15 protein-coding genes are annotated in these 16,559 nt (G+C 50.6%); 12 read left to right on the top strand and 3 right to left on the bottom strand.

The window, feature by feature from the left end:
- Window positions 1-153: 153 nt before the first annotated feature.
- Both H9I36_RS12000 and H9I36_RS11995 read right to left on the bottom strand, forming a co-directional pair.
- Window positions 154-606 carry a MerR family transcriptional regulator gene (locus tag H9I36_RS12000; RefSeq protein ID WP_187385587.1) on the bottom strand — a complete coding sequence of 151 codons (453 nt, stop codon included), beginning with the start codon at window positions 604-606 and terminating at the stop codon, window positions 154-156.
- Between the two features lie 127 nt (window positions 607-733).
- Window positions 734-1,402, bottom strand: coding sequence for an epoxyqueuosine reductase QueH (locus tag H9I36_RS11995; protein WP_187385586.1), 669 nt, complete (start codon window positions 1,400-1,402; stop codon window positions 734-736).
- 433 nt (window positions 1,403-1,835) lie between these two features.
- Here H9I36_RS11995 and H9I36_RS11990 point away from each other — a divergent pair, with 433 nt between their 5' ends.
- The 4 genes from H9I36_RS11990 to H9I36_RS11975 all read left to right on the top strand — a co-directional run bounded on the left by H9I36_RS11990 (window position 1,836) and on the right by H9I36_RS11975 (window position 5,896).
- Complete coding sequence (locus H9I36_RS11990) at window positions 1,836-3,347, top strand: L-fucose/L-arabinose isomerase family protein (protein ID WP_187385585.1); 1,512 nt, start codon at window positions 1,836-1,838, stop codon at window positions 3,345-3,347.
- A gap of 148 nt (window positions 3,348-3,495) precedes the next feature.
- Window positions 3,496-4,323: a TrmH family RNA methyltransferase gene (locus H9I36_RS11985; RefSeq protein ID WP_187385584.1), complete on the top strand. Its 828-nt coding sequence runs from the start codon at window positions 3,496-3,498 to the stop codon at window positions 4,321-4,323.
- A gap of 51 nt (window positions 4,324-4,374) precedes the next feature.
- Window positions 4,375-4,959: a phosphodiesterase gene (yfcE, locus tag H9I36_RS11980; protein ID WP_187385583.1), complete on the top strand. Its 585-nt coding sequence runs from the start codon at window positions 4,375-4,377 to the stop codon at window positions 4,957-4,959.
- Window positions 4,960-5,083: 124 nt separating this feature from the next.
- Window positions 5,084-5,896 carry a metal ABC transporter substrate-binding protein gene (locus H9I36_RS11975; RefSeq protein ID WP_255422749.1) on the top strand — a complete coding sequence of 271 codons (813 nt, stop codon included), beginning with the start codon at window positions 5,084-5,086 and terminating at the stop codon, window positions 5,894-5,896.
- On the opposite strand, the gene H9I36_RS11970 is transcribed toward H9I36_RS11975, so the two are convergent.
- Entirely contained in the window at window positions 5,890-7,071 is a 1,182-nt protein-coding gene (locus H9I36_RS11970; RefSeq protein WP_187385582.1) for an iron-containing alcohol dehydrogenase, read from the bottom strand. The genes H9I36_RS11975 and H9I36_RS11970 overlap by 7 nt on opposite strands.
- A 147-nt stretch (window positions 7,072-7,218) precedes the next feature.
- On the opposite strand from H9I36_RS11970, the gene H9I36_RS11965 reads away from it, so the two are divergent.
- From H9I36_RS11965 to H9I36_RS11930, 8 genes are all read left to right on the top strand, one after another.
- A complete protein-coding gene (locus H9I36_RS11965; RefSeq protein ID WP_187385581.1) occupies window positions 7,219-7,425 on the top strand; it encodes a hypothetical protein in 207 nt (68 codons plus the stop codon).
- A 184-nt stretch (window positions 7,426-7,609) separates the two neighbouring features.
- Window positions 7,610-8,578, top strand: a complete 969-nt coding sequence (locus H9I36_RS11960) for an ABC transporter substrate-binding protein (RefSeq protein WP_187385580.1) — start codon at window positions 7,610-7,612, stop codon at window positions 8,576-8,578.
- Window positions 8,579-8,709: 131 nt separating this feature from the next.
- On the top strand, window positions 8,710-10,239 hold the full coding sequence (locus H9I36_RS11955) for a sugar ABC transporter ATP-binding protein (RefSeq protein ID WP_187385579.1): 1,530 nt from the start codon (window positions 8,710-8,712) through the stop codon (window positions 10,237-10,239).
- Window positions 10,226-11,314: an ABC transporter permease gene (locus H9I36_RS11950; RefSeq protein ID WP_187385578.1), complete on the top strand. Its 1,089-nt coding sequence runs from the start codon at window positions 10,226-10,228 to the stop codon at window positions 11,312-11,314. Before H9I36_RS11955 ends, H9I36_RS11950 begins: the two co-directional genes overlap by 14 nt.
- The gene (locus H9I36_RS11945) at window positions 11,311-12,342 is read left to right on the top strand and encodes an ABC transporter permease subunit (RefSeq protein WP_187385577.1); all 1,032 of its coding nucleotides are present in this window, start codon (window positions 11,311-11,313) and stop codon (window positions 12,340-12,342) included. Before H9I36_RS11950 ends, H9I36_RS11945 begins: the two co-directional genes overlap by 4 nt.
- A 90-nt stretch (window positions 12,343-12,432) precedes the next feature.
- A complete protein-coding gene (locus tag H9I36_RS11940; protein ID WP_239447029.1) occupies window positions 12,433-13,419 on the top strand; it encodes an ABC transporter substrate-binding protein in 987 nt (328 codons plus the stop codon).
- Window positions 13,420-13,428: 9 nt separating this feature from the next.
- On the top strand, window positions 13,429-14,883 hold the full coding sequence (locus H9I36_RS11935; RefSeq protein ID WP_187385575.1) for a sensor histidine kinase: 1,455 nt from the start codon (window positions 13,429-13,431) through the stop codon (window positions 14,881-14,883).
- Between the two features lies 1 nt (window position 14,884).
- Window positions 14,885-16,513: a response regulator gene (locus tag H9I36_RS11930; RefSeq protein WP_187385574.1), complete on the top strand. Its 1,629-nt coding sequence runs from the start codon at window positions 14,885-14,887 to the stop codon at window positions 16,511-16,513.
- Window positions 16,514-16,559 lie beyond the last annotated feature (46 nt).

Raw genomic sequence — 16,559 nt, 5'->3', positions numbered from 1 at the left:
GATAATTGAGAGCCGCTAAAAACTGAAATTTTTACAGATACCTTTGAAAATGCGATGTTCATCCGATGCTTTTATAAATTCCGTGAAAAAAACGATCGCGATTTACGATCTGAACATTTCCGGTCTGAAGATTGACGCGTGCCGCGCTTATCGCTATAAACGACCGTCTTTCAGTTTTTTATGAAGGGAGCGGAAACGCGGCGGAAGGTCTTCCCGCCGCAGCTGCGAAAGCGCATCGAGCGTACCCGCTTTTTCAGCCGTTTCATAAAACCAGCACTTGTACTCCAAAAGCGCAAGATTTTTTTTCAAATCGACGATGCGGTTTTCGACTTCTTCCCGTTGACGATAAAAGAGTTCTTTGCGTTTCAAAATGGTTTTATCGCCTTGCCGTACGAGCAAAACGAAATTGCGTATCTGTTTTATCGATAATCCCGTTTTTTTTAAGCAATTGATAATCGCAAGCCATTCAAAATCGCTTTCGTCGAATACGCGTTTGCCGCCCTTCGTGCGTTTTACAAAAGGTAAAATCCCCGCTTTTTCGTAGTACCGCAGAGCGGACGGCGTCGTGTGCAGATATTCCGCAGCTTCACTTATCGTGTATTTCATTGTGTTCTCCTGTCTGTTTCGGTCGTAATACGCTTACTCTACAAGTTAAAGTGAACTTTAAGTCAAAAGCGTTTAAAAATAATTTTTGCAAGCGCGGCGCGCGCACGAATGCAACAACTTCCAAAGTTCATACTTTGTTCAGTTGTTGCATTTTAACGAGTGAATATTTACAGCCGCAGTATTCCTGCCGATACATGCCGTATTCTTTGCTGATTTCGAGGCTGCGCTTAAAACCGTTTCGCTTTTTAAAATCGCCAGTGAGGAAACGGGGTCCGCCGGACGCTTCCAGTTTTTCACCGATGTCGTTGATTTTATCGGCGTCTTTAAACGGACTGATCGAAAGCGTTGTCGTAAACCAATCGAAAGAATGTTCTCTTGCGTATTCGTATGCGTGTTTTATACGCAGTTCGTAGCATCGTCTGCACCGCTCTCCGCGTTCGGCTTCGGATGCAAGTTCGGGATTTTCCGTTATGCGCACTGCGTCTTCGAATTCGCGCACGTCATAATTCGCACGTATGAGCCGAACGCGGTTTTCGAGCGCCGGGGGAAAACGCGGTAAAAAGGATTCGAGTTCGTGCAGACGCCGTTCGTATTCTTGTCGGGGATGGATATTCGGATTGTAATAATAAATCGAAATATCGAAATACGATGCGAGGTATTCGATGACGTAAGACGAACACGGGGCGCAGCATGCGTGAAGAAGGAGCGAAGGTTTTACCGCAGGCGCTTCCGCTGTCGGTCTTATTGTAATGCGGTCGAGGATGCCGTCGAGTTCCGATTGATAATTCCGCTTCATCGTTTTCGATTATATCGCGTGCCGATAGACGTTCGCAATACGATACGCCTACGCCGCCGTGGAGCCGTGCCGAAGGCAGCGACCGCAGCGGAGCGAGGACGCCGCGCGTGAGCAAGCGGCGGAAGGGCGGATCGCAAAAAAGTTTCGTCCCGAATCAAGACCCCGAATCAGAGCACGGGATTATTAAACCATCCGCACAAATAAAAACAAGCGGACGAGGAGGCGCGCCACGACTTTGCAGAGAAAAAAAGGGGTTGTCCGAAAACTATAAACGATGATAAAATCGAAATAGCGGTAAACAGTCGATCAATTCGCAGCAGAGCGTGAGGTATTGAACCCCGACACGAATCAAACTGGCGTATGGAATAGGCTGCGTGAGCAGAGAGTATAATACAATAATATATATCCATTCCGTAAACAGGAGAACACAGCTATGGAAAAAATCACAAACGTCCCCGAAGTAAAACTCGGGATCATCGCGGTCAGCCGCGACTGTTTTGTCATCTCGCTTTCGGAGCGGAGGCGCAAAGCGATCGTGGAATCCTTTTCGCAGTACGGTACGATTTACGAAGCGAAGACGACGGTCGAAAACGAGGCCGATATGTTGAAAGCCGTCGACGAAGTAAAACAGGCGGGCTGCAACGCGCTCTGTGTATTTCTCGGAAACTTCGGACCCGAAACGCCTGAAACGCTCATCGCAAAAGAATTCGACGGCCCCGTGATGTACGCCGCTGCGGCGGAAGAGCGCTCGGGTGATTTAATCGACGGAAGAGGAGACGCGTACTGCGGTATGCTCAACTGTTCGTACAATCTCGGACTGCGAAAACTCGATGCTGTCATTCCCGAATATCCGGTCGGAACCGCCTGTGACATTGCAAAGATGTTGCACGATTTTATTCCGGTCGCACGTGCGTGCATCGGTATCGCAAATTTGAAAATCATTACGTTCGGTCCTCGCCCTCAGGATTTTTTCGCATGCAATGCGCCGATCAAAGGGTTGTACGATATCGGCGTCGAAATCCAGGAAAACTCGGAGCTCGACCTGCTCGTGTCGTACCGCGCGCACAAAGACGACAGCCGCATTCCCGAAGTCGTAAAAGATATGGAACGCGAACTCGGTACGGAAGGCAATCGATTTCCCGATCTGCTCCCGCGTATGGCGCAGTTTGAACTCACGCTGCTCGATTGGGCGGAAGCGAACAAGGGTGCGAAAAAATACGTCGCGTTCGCAAACAAGTGCTGGCCGGCGTTTCCGAAAGAATTCGGTTTTGAACCCTGTTATGTAAACAGTCGTCTTGCGACGCGCGGCATTCCGGTCGCGTGCGAAGTCGATATCTACGGCGCGCTCAGCGAATATATCGGTACCTGTGTGACGGGCGCTCCGGTTACGCTGCTCGATATCAACAATTCCGTGCCGGCCGATATGTACGAAAACGATATCAAAGGGAAATTCCCCTACGCCTACAAAGCGACGGACGTGTTTATGGGATTTCACTGCGGCAATACGCCGTTCTGTCGTTTGAATCCGAAAAGCAAACCCGCCGTCAAATACCAGCTCATTCAGCACCGTCTGCTCGAACCGTCCGGCAGTGAGCCCGACTTTACGCGGGGCACGCTCGAAGGCGACATCGATTCCGGCGATATTACGTTTTTCCGGTTGCAGAGTGCTGCGGACACGACGCTGCACGCGTACATCGCGCAGGGCGAAGTGCTTCCCGTCGCGACGCGTTCCTTCGGCGGCATCGGCGTGTTTGCGATCCCCGAAATGGGCAGATTTTACCGTCACGTGCTCATTTCAAAACGGTACCCGCATCACGGAGCGGTAGCCTTCGGACACGCGGGCAAAGCGCTGTTCACCGTATTCAGTTATCTGGGCGTGCAGGACATTTCATACAACAAGCCTGCCGGGCAGTTGTACTGCGATGAAAATCCGTTTGAAAATTGACAACATAAATGTCGGGACTTTCGATCTCGACATTTAAGCTGAATCAACAACCCCGACGCAGAGTGCCGGGGTATTAAACCCTCCGCACGAATAAAGATCCAAATAAAGATCCGTTGTCACATGGAGCGCAATCGGCTACAATAAATTCATGCGCAATAAACAAAACGACGAACTCGCGGTGTGCGGACTTTCCGCCGTAAAAAAGCTCGAAAAAAAAGATTGGAAAAAAATCCGCCGATTGTATTTTACAAAAGAAACCGCGCCGTTTTTCGGAGGCTTATGTAAAAAGCTTGCGGAAAATCGCGGCATATACAATTTGGTCGAGTCGGCCGATTTGGAAAAACTTTCCGGAACCGTGCATCATCAGGGCGTCGTCGCGATGATCTTTATGCCGAAAATCATACCGCTCGATTCCGACGTCTCGGACGAGTGGATCGCAAACGGCGAAAACGTGCTCGTGCTCGACCGTATCGGCAACGCGAATAATTTCGGCGCAATCGTCAGGAGCGCAGCTTTTTTCGGTATGAAAAACATCGTCATCCCTGCAGATGAATCGCAGTCGGCCATTACGACGAGCAGTTACCGCATCGCCCAGGGAGGCATGGAATTCGTCGATATCTATTCGGCGAATTCCATCGCGCGTTTTATGGAAGCGGTACGCGGACGCATGATGCGGATCGGCACCGATTTGCGTGCAAAAAAAACGCTTGCGGAAATCGCCGGTATGTGCGGCGTAAAACCTCTGCTCATCGTGCTCGGCAACGAAGAAGACGGCATCTCCGACGACGTGCGTAAAAACTGCGATGAGTGCGTCATTATTCCCTTTGCAGGGTTTGCCGAAGGAGCCGAACCTGCGATACAGAGTTTAAACGTCGCGCAGGCGGCATCGGTCATATTGTACGAACTGCAAAAAACGCAGCCGTCCGCGCTGATGCGGGACGGGAAATATGATTTCCGATGTTGTTGTCCCGAATGAGATATTTTCAAAACATTGTCAAAAGACGCTAAGCGCGTTATGATTCGTATTATGAAATACTTTATCATGTCCGATATTCACGGAAGCGCCGCGGCTTGTGAAAAAGCGCTCGCACACTTTCATGCGCTAAAATGCAATAAAATTATTTTACTCGGCGACGTGCTGTATCACGGACCGAGAAATCCGCTGCCGGAAAACTATGCGCCCGCTCTTGTCGCGCAAATGCTCAATCCGCTTGCACATAAGATAATCGCGTGCCGCGGAAACTGCGACGCCGAAGTCGATCAGATGGTGCTCGCCTTTCCGATTTCTGCGGATTACGCCTGCATCGCCGATGACGGTGTGAGGATTTTCGCATCGCACGGACATATCTATTCTCCGGCGAAAAAAACGTCGGACGAAGCGGTCGTCGCCGGAAGCAAAATTCCGCCGCTTTCGCCGAACGATATCGAACTGTTCGGTCACATCCACGAACAGCATTTATATAAAACGCAAGAAGGCGTGCTTGTATGCAATCCCGGTTCGACGTCCCTTCCGAAAAACGGCTCACCTGCGGGATTTGCCGTATACGAAAAGGGTGAAATCGCACTGTACGATATGGATGGGCGAGAACTCAAGCGGATGAGCTGCAAATAAGCGGCCCGCAAAAAATTGCATTAAATCAAGGAAACTGTCCATAAACTGAAGTTTTTGGACGCCGCCTGTGTAATTTTAAGGGACGGCAAACCGGTTTTGTCTGAATATATTTGGAGGACTTTACATGATGAAAAAATTTATTAATTTCATACTGCTCGCATTTGCAGGGGCGGTACTTTTTGCAAATGAAAAAACCGGAGAGCGCTCTCCTGTACGAAGTGTGTCCGAAACGAAACCGCGCGTCGTTGCGTCGACGTCGTGGACGGCCGCCTTTGCCGATATCGCAGGAGCGGACGGCGTCGAAACGATCGCACCCGCAAACCTCCGCCATCCGCCGGAATACGAAGTGACGGTGAGCGACATTCAAAAAATCGCAGCGAGCGATTTTTTCGTCTACGCCGGTTTTGAGCGTATGATGAAAACACTCGGCACTTCCGTCGGCACTGTGCAGATGATACGGATTGCGAACAACAATTCGATTGCGACTGTGACGAGCGAAACAGCAAAAATCGCGGAAAAGCTGGGTACGGAAAAAGAAAACGAAGCGCGCCTCGCGCTCTACGTAAACGCAATACGGGAAGCGAAAGCGGAAATCGAGCGCAGAGGAAAATCGAATGCAAAAGTTCTGTGCCACACGCATCAGCGCTATCTCGCCGCCGATTTGGGGTTTACCGTTGCGGCGATATTCGGAGCGGAGGGAGTGACGGCGAATCAAATCGCGGATGCGAAAAGCGGCGGCTACGATATAATCATCGACAACGTGCACAACCCCGTCGGCAGCCCGCTTGCCGAAGTCGCGCCGAAAGCGGTATACGTCGTGTGGCGGAACTTTCCCGACAAAGTCGAACGGAACGCGCTGCTGCACGTCGTACAGGAAAATATCGCCGCGCTGATGAAGGGCTCTAACAATTTACTTGATGCGGGTTTATGCTATTGATTTGCCATTTTATAAATTTCGAACATATCCGCTTCGTATAACACTTTTGCAGAACCGCGCTTGCCGCCCGTTGCGAGGCTGCATTTGTGCGCGAGCGTTTTTATCTGCTCTTCGGAAAGACTGATGCCGAGTTCTTTGAGGTTCGTCGGCATTTTTATTTTTCGGAAAAATTTTTCCATCGCTTGAATACCGCGCAGTGCGATCTCTTCCGGATTACCGTCCGCAATCCCCATGACGTTGACTGCAAACTTATGGAAACGCGGCAGACAATCCTTATACACGTAGCGCGCCCAGCTTCCCCAAATCGCCGCGAGTCCTGCGCCGTGCGCGACGTCGAACATACCGCTCAATTCGTGTTCGAGCGCGTGCGACGACCAATCGCCGCCGCGATCGTTACCGCAGCCGGTGAGCCCGTTGTGTGAAAGGCTTCCCGCCCACATGATCTCTGCGCGCGCATCGTAATTTTGCGGCTCGTCACGCAGTATCCGCGCATTTATCATAACCGTGCGCATAAGCGCTTCGGCGATGCCGTCGGTGATTTCCATATTGCCGCCGTTCGTAAAATAGCGCTCCATCGTATGCATAAGGATATCGGTACAGCCGCACGCGGTTTGATAATCGGGAAGCGTCATCGTCAATTCGGGATTCATTATCGCAAATTTCGGACGACAAAAATCCGTATTGCAGCCGCGCTTTACCTGCCCTTCTTCTTTGGTGATAACCGTACTGTTGCTCATTTCGCTTCCGGCCGCTGCAATCGTCACTACAACGCCGATCGGCATACACGCTTCCGGCAGGCGAGTGTGTTCATAGAAATCCCACACGTCGCCTTCGTTTGCAACGCCGTAGCCGATTGCTTTTGCCGAATCGATAACGCTGCCGCCGCCGACTGCAAGGATAAAATCGACGTTTTCTTTTTTAACAAGATCGATGCCTTTATATACGAGCGAAAGGCGAGGGTTCGGTACGACGCCGCCGAGTTCGATATATGAGATATGCATTTCATCGAGCGATTTTTTTATGCGGTCGAGGAGTCCCGATTTTTGTACGCTTCCGCTCCCGTAATGGATGAGTACCTTTTTGCATTTTTGTTCCGCGACGAGCGCACCGATTTGCTTTTCCGTCTCTTTTCCGAAAACGACTTTCGTCGGTGTAAAATATGTAAAATTGAACATACAGACTCCTGTCTCTTTTGTATTCGATATGTCAATTATATATCGACGACGCGGTACGTGCAATAAGTTTTTTTTCGTCGCTTTTGAAAAATTGTCCGTACATTGATTGCACTGCACGCTTGTGTTATGATGAAAAAGGAGGCCGGTATGATTATTAAAAAGATCGTTTTGCCGCTTTCCGTACTCTGCGCGCTTGCGTTCGCATTTTTTCCCGCATCGTGTACCGTAAAATCTTCGGAAAAAGCGGCACAGGAAGCGACCGACGCACTCGCGATGCCTTTTGCGCCGATTGATTTCGACAAAGCGGAAGCCGCAAACGAGGGGCTGCAAAAAGAATCGGAGACGGGGAAGTAAGAGCGTTAAATTATCTACCTTATTTCGGAAAAAAACGAACTTTCTCGCCGCGCCGCCGCGATCGTACGGATATCGGCTTCCGTTCAAAAAAACTTAAACCGAAATCGATAAAATTATTTATGTACTTTTTTAAAATACCGCCGTACAATCGATTCATCGGTTCTTATAGAAAAGGAGGAACTTTATGAAATTGATTAAAACGATAAGCTGCATCGTAGCGGCAAGCATCTGCATGGCCGGTGCGTTTGCAGCCGGACCGAAGGGTGTCATCACGGTCGGTTATGCGCAGGTCGGCGCCGAATCGGATTGGCGAACGGCGAACACGGAATCTTTTAAAAGCACGTTCACCAAAGCGAACGGCTATAAACTGATCTTCGACGATGCGCAGCAAAAACAGGAAAATCAAATCAAAGCGATCCGCAATTTTATCCAACAGGATGTCGATTACATCGTCGTCGCTCCCGTCGTTGAAACGGGATGGGAAACGGTTCTCAACGAAGCCAAGCGCGCAGGCATCCCCGTTTTGCTTTCCGATCGTCAAATGAAAGTTTCCGACAACAGCTTGTACGTCTGCTGGGTCGGCGGAAATTTCGTCAAAGAAGGAAACGATGCGGTCGCGTGGCTCAACGGATATTTGAAAAAAATCGGTCGCGATAAAGACGATTTGAATGTCGTCCTCATTCAGGGAACGATCGGTTCTTCCGCGCAAGTCGGACGCACGCAGGGCATCACCGAAGGACTCGCAAAAAATCCCAAATATCATCTGCTTGCAAAACAATCCGGCGAATTCACGCAGGCTAAAGGACAGGAAGTGATGGAATCGTTCTTAAAAGCATATCCGAAAATCGACGTCGTATTCTGTGAAAACGACAACGAAGCGTTCGGTGCAATCGATGCCATCAAAGCCGCCGGCAAACGCCCGGGCAAAGACATCATCATCATTTCGTTCGACGCCGTTCACGAAGCGTTTAATAAAATGATCGCAGGAGAGCTCAACTGCGCGGTCGAATGCAATCCGCTTCACGGACCGCGTATCGCCGAAATCATTCAAAAACTTGAAAAGGGTGAAAAGGTTGAAAAGATTCAGTACGTTGTCGAAGGCGTATTCGATCAGGCGAATGCTGCAAAAGAATTGCCGAACCGTAAATATTGATCTCGATAATTAATAAATTTGCCGGAACGCCGGAAACCCGTGCGTTTCCGGCATTTTCAATTAGTCGAAATCTCGAAAAAATCGCTAAAAGCGAGTTTTTCAAGATGCCTTATTGCAACAGCGGAGGAGCCATGAAAAGCGACGTTTTGCTTTCCATGAAAAATATCTCCATAACTTTTCCGGGCGTAAAAGCGCTTCAGCATGTCGATTTCACGCTGCGCCGCGGAGAAATACACGCGCTGATGGGAGAAAACGGCGCCGGAAAAAGTACGCTTATCAAAGTTCTCACCGGAGTACATACGCGGGACGAGGGGACGATACTGCTCGACGGTAAAGAGATCGACAATCGTTCGCCCGAAGAAGCGCTGCAAAACGGCATCAGCACCGTATATCAGGAAGTAAATCTTTGTCCGAATCTTTCCGTTGCCGAAAATATTTTCGTCGGCCATCAGCCGAAAAAACATTTTGCCATCGATTGGAAAAAGATGAACGAGACGGCAAAAGAAATTCTCGGTAATGTCGGACTTTCGCATATCGATGTAACGCGCGCGCTCGGCAAATACTCCGTCGCGATCCAGCAGATGATCGCCATCGCGCGCGCGGTCAACTTCAACTGCAAAGTGCTCATCCTCGACGAGCCGACGAGTTCGCTCGACGACCGTGAAGTCGCAAATCTCTTTGCGGTTATGAAAAAATTAAAATCGCAGGGAACGGGTATCGTGTTCGTTACGCACTTTCTCGAACAAGTATACGAAGTGTGCGACAGAATTACCGTGCTTCGCAACGGGGAGCTCGAAGGCGAATTTCCTATCGGCGAACTGCCGCGTGTCAAACTCGTTGCGACGATGCTCGGCCACGAATTCGACGAGCTCGCGTCCATCCGCAGCAATACGCAGGGCGGCGATCGTTCCGATCACGCAGCGGAAGTCGTTCGTGCGGTCGGACTCTCTCACACGGGTACGATAAAGCCGTTCGATATCACAATCAAGCAGGGCGAAGTCGTCGGGCTGACGGGATTGCTCGGCTCCGGCCGCTCGGAGCTTGCGCGCACCCTGTACGGTGCGGACAAAGTCGATACCGGTACGCTGTTTTTCAAAAACGAAAAACTGAAAGCGTCGGAACCGATCGACTCCATGCGCGCGGGAATGGCTTTTTTGCCGGAAGACCGCAAAGATGAAAGCATCATCGCCGATCTGTCGGTGCGAGAAAATTTAATAATCGCGCTGCAGGCTAAAACCGGCGTTTTCAAACTGCTGCCGGCGGCGAAGCAAAACGAACTTGCCGAACGGTACATCAAAGCGCTCAATATTAAAACGCCGTCACCGGAAACGCTCGTTCGTCAGCTGTCGGGCGGAAATCAGCAAAAAGTGATCATCGGGCGATGGCTTATAACGCATCCGGATTTTTTGATTCTCGACGAACCGACGCGCGGCATCGATGTCGGAACAAAAACGGAAATTCAAAAACTTATCGTTCAGCTTGCAGGGCAAGGCATGACTATTATGTTTATCAGTTCCGAAATCGACGAAATGCTCCGTACGGTGAACCGTCTGTGTGTACTTCGCGACGGAAAAAAAGTCGGCGAACTTGAAAACGACGACCTCACGCAGCACGACGTTATGGCGGCGATAGCCGGAGGAGAAAACAATGGCAACGAATAAATCGCTGCGGCAATCGTTAGCGCGCAATCCTCTGCTGCTGCCGGTCGCCGCGCTTATCATCATGCTTTGCGTAAACGTAATCATCACGCCGTCGTTTTTTAAAATATCCATTCAAAACGGTGTGCTGTACGGCTATACGATCGATATCTTAAACCGTGCGTGCGAATTGGTCATTTTGTCGATCGGCATGACGCTCGCCGTCGCTTCTTCGCGCGGTACGGATATCTCCGTAGGTGCGGTCGAAGCGGTCGCTGCCGCAGTCTGCGTCCGCCTGCTCGGTTCAAGCTATGACGCGTATGCCGTCCCTTTCGCATTCGCGGCGGTGATGTGTCTGATTGCAGGCGTCGCGTGCGGCGCGTTCAACGGGTTTCTCGTGGCTCGCCTTCGTATACAACCGATGATCGCCACACTTATCCTGTTTACCGCAGGGCGCGGCATCGCGCAGTTGTTGAGCGCGCGGGAGATCAACGGCGTCATGGTGCCCGGTCAAATTCTCTATGTGCGTATGGAATCGTTTAAATACATCGGAGGTTTTATTCCGGGCGTCGTCATTCCCACGCCCGTTTTTATCGCTGCCGCTTTCGTCATCGCGACGACGCTGCTGCTCAGAAAAACCGCGCTCGGTATGTATATTGAAACGGTCGGCATAAATCCGAAAGCGGGTCGGCTCGTCGGCATCAATTCGACGCTCGTCATCTTTTTTTGCTATGTGTTTTGCGGACTCGCATCGGGTCTCGCAGGCCTCATCTCGTCGAGCCGTATCTATTCGAGCGATGCAAACAATATCGGACTCTACATGGAGCTCGATGCGATCCTCGCGGTAGCCCTCGGCGGCAACAGTCTCGGCGGCGGTAAATTCAATCTTGCCGGTTCCGTCATCGGCGCGATTACGATTCAAGCGCTTACGACGGGACTCTATGCCGTGGGCGTTTCGGCGGATCAGCTTCCCGTATATAAAGCGATCGTCGTCGTTCTCATCGTGACGCTGCAGTCGGAGGAGTTCAAACGGATCCGTGCGATGTATAAGCTGAAGCGCAGACATGCCCGCAGCGCAACGATGGAGGCATCACAATGAAAACTCAGCTGTTCAAACGAAAACTCGACGGCAGCAATTTTTTGCTCTTCGTTACGATCGTTCTGTTCGTCATAATGTATATCGCAGGCTGCATCATCTTTGCCGATGCGGGTTTCGGTAAATTTCAAACGTTTTGCAATATGCTTATCGACAATGCAGGATTGATAATCGCCGCTTCAGGTATGACGATCATCATGATCACCGGCGGCATCGATATTTCCATCGGTTCGGTCGTCGGCCTTGTGTGTATGATGCTCGCGTATTCCATGCAAAACATGGGGATGAATGCGTGGGCTGCGATTTTTTTCGTGCTGCTGTTCGGTGTCGTATTCGGAGCGGTTCAGGGATTTCTCGTCGCCTATATGAAGCTGCAGCCCTTTATCATCACGCTCGCGGGAATGTTTTTTTGCCGCGGGCTGACGGCGATCATCAGCGTCAACCAAATCGCCATCACCGAAAACCGAACCTTTCTCGCCATCGCGAATAAAGATATCCATCTGCTTATCGGCGCGACGGTAAACAGACGCGGTGTAAAGATGTATCCGTTTATCCATCCGAGCGTTATCATCGCGCTCGCCGCAATGGCCGTCATCTGGTACGTTTGCAAGTATACGAAATTCGGACGCAATCTTTTTGCGGTCGGCGGCAACGAACAGTCGGCTCTGCTCATGGGTATCAATGTGCGCAAAACGAAATTCCTCGCGTATATGCTCAACGGATTTCTCGCCTCTCTTGCGGGATTCGTCTTTTGTCTCAACACGACGAGCGGTTTCGTCGAACAGGCGCGCGGCTTTGAAATGGATGCCATCGCATCGGCGGTTATCGGCGGTACGATGCTTACCGGCGGCGTCGGCACCGTTATCGGAACCTTTTTCGGCGTGCTCATCAAAGCGACGATCGAAACCTATATCCGGTGCAACGGAACGCTTTCGTCGTGGTGGAATAAAATCGTGCTGTCCGCACTGCTCTGTTTTTTCATCGTGCTGCAGAGCGTATTTATCATGATGAAAAATCAAAGGCGGCAGTAAGTGTAAATGCGCGCGTCGGCGCGTTCGGTATGTCCGCATCGTTTGTGTTTGCAGCCGTTACGGTGTATAATGCGCTATACGGAAAGTATTATGCGTAATATAGGCCTTTGTATCGGAGCCGCGTTTTTGTGTGCGCTCTCCGGCTGTACAAAAAAAGCAAACGAAGAGCGGGCACAAAGCAGTATCATACTCGGATTTTCGCAGATCGGCGCGGAAAGCGCATGGCGCACGTTCAATACAAAATCGATGCGCCTTGCCGCCGAACGCTCAGGTATCCGGCTCCTGTATGAAAATGCCGAACAAAAGCAGGAAAATCAAATCAAAGCGATCCGTTCGTTTATAGTTTATCAAGTCGATGTCATCGTTTTCGTTCCGATCGTGCAGGACGGCTGGGACAATGTATTGCGCGAAGCGAAAGACGCGGGAATTCCCGTCATCGTGTGCGACAGAAAGCTCACCGTATCGAACGAAGACCTCTATGCCGGATACATCGGAACGGACAGCGTTGAAGAAGGACGCGCCGCCGCACGCTTTTTGCTCGGTAAATTTAGAAACAAAAGCGGCCCCTTCAATATCCTCGAAATACGCGGTACCGACGGATCATCCGCATCGGACGGCCGCTCAAGCGGTTTTCGGGAAGTGCTCGGGGACGATGACCGCTTTTCGATCGTATACAGCGAAAGCGGAGACTTTATCCGGTCGCGGGGAAAAGAGATCGCAAAGACGATTTTAGCGGCGAACGGCTCCCTTTCAATAGACGGAAAGCCGATCGATATAATCGTCTCCAACAACGACGGGATGACGCTCGGTTTTTTGGATGTGCTCCGCGAACACGGGATCCGAACGGGAAAGGACATCGTCGTCGTAAGCTACGATGCGGAACAGGAAGCGCTCGATAGGCTGAAGGCGGGAGAGATCAACTGTGTCGTCGAATGCAATCCCGACAGCGGTGAGCGTGTTATGGAACTCGTCAAGCTTTTGGCGGAGGGAAAATCCATTCCGCGTCGTACCGATATACCCGAGCGGGTGTTTACTGAAAACGACAATCTCGATGATGTGCCGCCGCGAGGTTATTGATATACGATCATGCAAAAAACGAACAGCATAAAAAAGCACTTGAGCTTTTCCTATATCTTCATCATCGTCCTCATGATCATACCGACGGCTTATTCCATAATTGCGCAGCGCATGTACACGCTGCAATACGATAAAATCATTACCAACGTGAGTCGTGCGAACAGGCTGAGCCAAATCGTCAAAACCGAAATTTCCGACGAAATATGGGACATCGTTGCGGGAAAAGTCGATTTTGCCGAAGGACGGCAATACGTCATACTCGAACGCATACGGTCGGGCATCGCCGAGATCGCGCGCTCGACGATACGCGATGACAACCGGCAGCTGCTTGTCGTCGTTTCGCGGGCGGAAAAAACGCTTGAAAATTACGTCGATATGCTCGGCAGGCAAATCGACTCGGGCACAACGGTCGCCGAAAACGAAAAGACGATGGATGAAATACGCGGCGTATCATCGCTCATCTACGACATTTTGCAGGATTACATCGTTGCGGAAATCGAATCGTCGACGAATACGAACGAAAGTTTAAAACACTCGTCGATCACGCTTATGTATATACAGATCGGCATCATAATAATTATTATTATGATTTCCGTGTACGCGTTCACTTCGGTATCGGAAAACATACGGCGTCCGATCCACGACATGGAAATACTGTCGTCGCGCATCGCGAACGGAGACTTGAGCGCGCGTGCGGAAAAGCCCTATGTAGAAGAGCTCGACAACCTTGCGCTCAACCTTAACATTATGGCGGGAAAGATAACCGACCTCATCGATGAAAATATTAAAGAGCAGCAAAATCTGCAAAAGGCGGAAATGAAAACGCTGCAGGCGCAGATTACACCGCACTTTTTATACAATACATTCGATACGATTATCTGGCTCGCCGAATCGGAAAAAAAAGACGCCGTCATAAAAATAACGCGCGCGTTTTCGGATTTTTTTCGCATTTCGCTGAGCAAGGGACACGAGTGGATAACGATCGCGCAGGAGCTCGATCACGTGCGGAATTACCTGACGATCCAGCGTATCCGCTATGCCGACATCCTCGACTATACGCTCGACGCCGACGAAGGGATCGGCGACATCCCCGTCCTTAAATTGGTTTTGCAGCCGCTCGTCGAAAACGCGATCTATCACGGCATCAAAAATAAACGAGGGCGGGGGATTATCTCGGTAACGGCAAAAAAAACTGCGGCAGCGGACGGCGGCGATACGCGCATACGATTTACCGTCGAAGATAACGGCATAGGATTTACGGAAGAGCGGCTTAAAATCATCCGCGATGAGTTGCTGCAAACGTCTCCTGCGGAAAACCTGCACACATACGGTCTGTACAATGTGAACAAGCGCCTCAATCTGTATTACGATACGTCGGTGTCGCTTTCGATAACGAGCGAACGCGGCAAAGGGACGCGCGTTTCGTTTACGGTGCCTGTCGAAACGTACGGGAGCGGGGGATAATATGTACAGCGTCTTTATCGTCGACGATGAAATGATCGTCCGCGAAGGTCTCCGCACAAAAATCGATTGGGAAAAGTCGCGCTTTTCGTTTGCAGGCGAAGCGGGCGACGGAGAAATCGCGCTTTCGATGATACAGGATATAAAGCCGGACATCCTCATCACCGATATCAAAATGCCGTTTATGGACGGGCTCGAACTCGCGCAGGCGGTAAAAAAATTGCAGCCGAAAATATCGATCGTCATCCTGTCCGGACACGACGAATTCGATTACGCAAAAAAAGCGATTTCGATCGGTGTGGAAGATTATATTTTAAAACCGTTTACGCTCGATGAAATTCTTCGCTGCTTAAACCGCGTTGCCGAAAAGCTCGACCTGGAGCGCCGGCAATTTACCGACATCTCGCGGATGAAAGCGGAACTCGAATCGAATATCGTGCTCGCTCGCGAAAAGCTTTGTTCGGATATCGTACTCGGCGCACTCGATACGCATACGGCCATCCAAAAAGCGGAAGCGCTCGGCATCGATCTCGTCGCGCGCTTTTATATCGTAAGCGTCAGCACGATCGCAAGCGCGGACGATACGGTCGATGCGTTGATCGCCGCAAAATCGATTGTCCTGTCGGTAAGCGCAAGCATGCCCGACAGCATCGGATTTTTTATCGCGCCCGATACCTTCGTTTCGATCATCAAAAGCGGCGCAAAAGAATCGTGCGAAGAGGCGGCGTTCAACATCGCCGACACGATCCGGCATGAAATCGCAAAAAACACGGCGTGTACGATTATCACTGCGATCGGTTCGGTCGCCGAACACATATCGCACATCGTCAATTCGTTTCAGGACGCATCGTCGATTTTAAAACGCTGCCGCATTTCGGACAAAAATAAAATAATAAGTGCGGGCGATATCGACGCATCGCAAAACAATTCCATCGTGCTGCAGGAAAACGATCCGCTGGTCGAACGCCTCAATTATGCCGACGAAAGCGAAATCGATCAAATCATACGGGAATACATAGCGCTGCTCGGCGACAATCGGGAGCGCTTTTCGATCATCGCATCCTATCTTCTCGTCGACGTGATCATGGCGGTGTCGAAGATAATCGAACAGTTCGGCGGAAACATTCAAAGCGTTATGCCGGAAATCCTCACGCATGCGTTTATCGATGCCGCCGTGCAGAACGAAAAAACCTTTATCGCGGAAATCGAAAAAGTGCTCGCTTCCGTGCTGCGCTACCGCAACGAGCACGTACGCGGACACTACGCCGACGTCATCCTGCGCGCAAAAAAATATATCGACACGAATTTTGCAGACCCCGACATTTGCCTGCGTTCGGTTGCGGACGCAGTGCATTTCAGTCCGAATCATTTCAGCACGATATTTTCACAGGAATGCAATACGACATTTATCGAATATTTAACGGGGGTACGGATCGCCCGCGCAAAAAAATTATTAAAATCGACCGATATGAAAAGCGCGGACATCGCATACAAAACAGGTTTCAACGATCCGCACTACTTCAGTTTTATTTTCAAAAAAGTGACCGGGCTTTCGCCGCGCGAATACCGAGCCGATCCGGCAAACGATACATACGCACCGCGGCAATCCGGCTCGGTTTCGGATAACGGCTGAGCGTTTCTAAAACCCGGTCGGATGCTAGGAAAGGCCCGGCTAATTA

Source organism: Treponema sp. Marseille-Q4130 (assembly GCF_014334325.1).
Taxonomy (GTDB): domain Bacteria; phylum Spirochaetota; class Spirochaetia; order Treponematales; family Treponemataceae; genus Treponema_D.
The sequence above is the reverse complement of the archived record's forward strand: the minus strand, read 5'-3'. Positions and strand labels throughout refer to the sequence as shown.